The sequence below is a fragment of the Pelomicrobium sp. genome, assembly GCF_036803785.1.
Classification (GTDB): Bacteria; Pseudomonadota; Gammaproteobacteria; order Burkholderiales; family UBA6910; genus Pelomicrobium.
Genome location: NZ_DAIRTR010000205.1, coordinates 1 through 3517 on the forward strand (window position 1 = coordinate 1; position 3517 = coordinate 3517).

Annotated in this window: 3 protein-coding genes and 1 pseudogene; all 4 read left to right on the forward strand. The window is 66.2% G+C overall.

Annotation, left to right across the window (positions count from 1 at the left end; genetic code table 11):
* Positions 1 to 186 precede the first annotated feature (186 nt).
* On the forward strand, positions 187 to 597 hold the full coding sequence (locus tag V7Q81_RS15195) for a hypothetical protein (protein ID WP_333844999.1): 411 nt from the start codon (positions 187 to 189) through the stop codon (positions 595 to 597).
* The gene (gene mshL / locus V7Q81_RS15200; protein WP_333845002.1) at positions 594 to 2408 is read left to right on the forward strand and encodes a pilus (MSHA type) biogenesis protein MshL; all 1815 of its coding nucleotides are present in this window, start codon (positions 594 to 596) and stop codon (positions 2406 to 2408) included. The genes V7Q81_RS15195 and mshL overlap by 4 nt, the downstream gene beginning before the upstream one ends.
* A gap of 1 nt (position 2409) precedes the next feature.
* A complete protein-coding gene (locus V7Q81_RS15205; protein ID WP_333845004.1) occupies positions 2410 to 3303 on the forward strand; it encodes an ExeA family protein in 894 nt (297 codons plus the stop codon).
* A pseudogene (locus V7Q81_RS15210) lies at positions 3300 to 3517 on the forward strand (tetratricopeptide repeat protein); the annotation flags it as partial. The gene V7Q81_RS15205 and the pseudogene V7Q81_RS15210, both read left to right, overlap by 4 nt.

The window sequence follows — 3517 nt, forward strand, 5'->3', positions numbered from 1 at the left end:
GGAGATCTCGGTGCAGGGTCGCTATCCGGACTTACTGCGCTATGTGGCCGAGCTGGAGCGGCTGCCGTGGCGCATGTATTGGGCGCGCCTGCAGCTCGCCGTGGACAAGTACCCCGTGAGCACCCTGACCGTCACGGTGTATACCTTGAGCATGGAGCGGACATGGCTGGTCATCTGAGTCCAAGGATGAAGTGGCGGGTACACGCCAGCACCTTCCTCTTGGTGGCGGGCGTGGCGTTCCCGCTCCTTGCCCAGGAGTTGCCCGACCCCACCCGCCCGCCGCCGGCGCTCATGGCGGGAGCGTCGGACAACAGCCGCGCCCGGGAAACGCCGGTGCTGCAGTCTGTGCTGGTTTCGCCCGGACGCCGGGCAGCCCTCATCGATGGGACCTGGGTGTCCCTCGGCGGCCGCTACGCAGACGCGCGGGTCGTGGCCATCGACGAAGCGGCAGTGATCCTGCAGGGTCCAGAGGGAAAGCGCGAATTGCGGCTCTTCCCCGAAGTGGTGAAGCGGCTCGCAGAAAAGGAAGAAGGCACCCCTGACGCCAGTTGGTCGGTCAGAAGCGCGCCAGAGAAAATCGGGGGAAGGAGACGATGAGAGCGCTGGCAGCTACGCTTGCTGCGGCAGTACTGCTGGGGGGTTGCGGCACCACGCCGCCCAAGCACGGCACCACCTATGACGCCATGCTGGAGGAGTTGAACCGGGCCGCCGGGCAGCGGCCCAAGCCCGCTACGCCAGAAGCGGTGGAGCGTGCCCTGCTGCCCTCCCTCACCATTGAAGTGCCGAAGGCAGCTCCGGTTCCCGAAGAGCAGCGCTTCGACCTGGTGGTGACTAACGCGCCGGCAGCCCAGGTGTTCATGGCCATCGTCTCGGGTACCCGCTATAACATGCTCGTTCACCCCGAAGTCAAGGGAACCCTCACGGTGAATCTGCGCGATGTCACGGTGCGGGAGGCCCTGGATGCGATTCGCGACCTCTACGGTTACGAATACACCGTGGAGGGCAACCGCATCGTGATCCATCCGCTGGGAGTGCGCACCCGAGTGTTTCGCGTGGGCTACCTCACTGGGGTGCGGCGGGGTGCTTCGGAGACCACGGTGAGCTCCAGCGCGATCCAGGGCGTTGCTCCCGGGCCCTTGCTCACGCCCCAGTCTACGGCGGTGACTCTGCCGGGGTTATCCACTCCGGTGGTCAAGAGCAGCGAGGTCACCACTCGGTCCGAGTCCGATTTCTGGAAGGAACTGACCGAAGCCCTCAGCGCCATCGTGGGCAGCGGCGAGGGACGCAGTGTGGTGGTGAGTCCCCAGTCGGGAGCGGTGGTGGTGCGCGCCATGCCGGAGGAACTCAAGAACGTGGAGGTGTTCCTCAAAGCGTCCCGACTCAACGTGGAGCGCCAGGTGATGCTCGAAGCGAAAATCCTGGAAGTGGAGCTCAACGACGGCTATGAGGCCGGCATCAACTGGGCAGCGTTCCGCGCCAGCGACGGCCGGCTCTCCGCAGGCCAGCTCGGCCCCGGGACCATCTTGCGCCCCAACGGAAGCCTCAACACGGGCGCTACCTTCAGCACCGACCCGGCAACGGGAGTCACCACGATCCAGAACCCCGCCATCAGCGCCCTTCCCGGGGTGGACCTCGTCCGTCCTGGGGCGGCGGGCGGCATCTTCAGCCTGGCATTCCAGACCGGCAGCTTCGCCGCCTTGCTCTCCTTCCTGGAAACCCAGGGCAACGTCCACGTGCTCTCGAGCCCCCGCATCGCCACGTTGAACAACCAGAAAGCGGTGCTCAAGGTGGGCCAGGACGAGCTGTTCGTCACCAACGTGAGCTCCACCACCACCACCGGCACGGCCACCACCACCACGCCCACCGTGACCTTGCAGTCGTTTTTTTCCGGCATCGCGCTGGATGTCACTCCCCAGATCGACGAGCGCAACATGATCACCCTGCACATTCACCCATCCGTGAGCGAAGTGCAGCAGATCGAGCGACAGATCGATCTCTCGGGCACCTTGGGCACCATCCGCATCCCTGTGCCCCGCAGCCAAATCCGGGAGACCGACAGCATCGTGCGGGTAGAGGACGGGCAGATCGTGGCCATCGGCGGCCTCATGGCCCAGACCCAGACCGAAGAGCGCTCCGGGGTGCCGGGCCTGTCCGACATCCCATTCCTGGGTGCTGCTTTCCGCCAAACCCAGCAGCGTTCCACCAAGCGGGAGTTGGTGATCCTGCTCAAGCCCACCATCATCAAGAGCGACCAGGAATGGGTCGGCGAGCTGGAAGAAAGCCGGGGGCGGCTGGAAAAGCTGGACCGGGGCTTCTCCTGGGGCGGAAAGTCCGAGGTATTCGGTACCAGGGGCGAAGGGGGACCTCCCCCCTGGGAGTCGTCCACCCAGCAGCCGCAGCGCAGGTGACATGTACGAAGCCCACTTCGGGTTACGAGAGCTGCCCTTCGGGCTGACACCGGACACCAGCTTCTTCTTCGCCTGCTCTACCTACCAGGAAGCACTCAACACCCTGCTGGTGGCGGCCGGTACCGGGGAGGGCTTCATCAAGATCACGGGCGAAGTGGGCACAGGCAAGACGCTCCTCGCCCGCAAATTCCTGAGCTCCCTGGGGCGCCAGTTCGTCACCGCCTACATTCCCAACCCTTACCTCGATTCCCAGACCCTGCTGCAGACCCTGGCGGAAGACTTCCAGGTTCAGGTCCCCGGCGAGGGCGATTGCACCCGCTTGATCCGGGCTCTGACCCACGCCCTGCTCGATTATGCTCGGGCCGGCAAGCGGGTGCTGGTCTGCCTGGACGAGGCGCAGGCGATGCCCCTGAAGAGCCTGGAAACCCTGCGGCTGCTGACCAACCTGGAAACCGAGAAGCGCAAACTGGTCCAGGTGGTGCTCTTCGGCCAGCCCGAGCTCGACGAAAACCTGCAAGACCGCTCGGTCCGGCAGTTGCGCCAGCGCATCACGTTCCAGTACCGACTCCGGGGTTTGAGCTCTGAGGAGACCCGCCGCTACCTGAATCACCGGCTGCGGGTGGCGGGCCACCGGGGCGAGGAGGTTTTTACCGCTGCTGCGGTGCGGCTGCTCCATGCCTTCTCCGGCGGCGTACCCCGGCTCCTCAACATCTTGGCCCACAAGTCCATGATGCTCGCCTACGGGAAGGGGCGCCGCACCGTTGCGGCGGGTGCCGTGGTCCGTGCCGCGCTGGATACCCCCGCAGCCGCCCGAGGCTTTGCGCGCCGCGCCTGGCCCGTGGCCACAGGGGCGCTGCTTTCCCTTGGCGGGCTCACTTGGATGTGGCTGGCATGAGCCTCATCAACCAGATGCTGTCGGACTTGGAGCGCCGGTCCGCGGCAGCCCGGCCGGCGGCTCTCGATGCGCAGATCCGCGCCGTACCTCGCCCACGGCGGCGTTGGTCGGGCAAGGTGGTGGTCTTGGCGGCGGGGCTGATGGCGGGGGCGGCCATGACATCGTACTGGACCCGGCAGGTGCCGGGACGAGCGGAAGAGGCCGCGGCTCGACC

What these genes read in the sequence shown, in the direction of transcription:
- V7Q81_RS15195 (WP_333844999.1), top strand. Translation starts at nt 187, where the DNA reads ATGAAGTGGCGGGTACACGCCAGCACCTTCCTCTTGGTGGCGGGCGTG.
- mshL (WP_333845002.1), top strand. Translation starts at nt 594, where the DNA reads ATGAGAGCGCTGGCAGCTACGCTTGCTGCGGCAGTACTGCTGGGGGGT.
- V7Q81_RS15205 (WP_333845004.1), top strand. Translation starts at nt 2,410, where the DNA reads ATGTACGAAGCCCACTTCGGGTTACGAGAGCTGCCCTTCGGGCTGACA.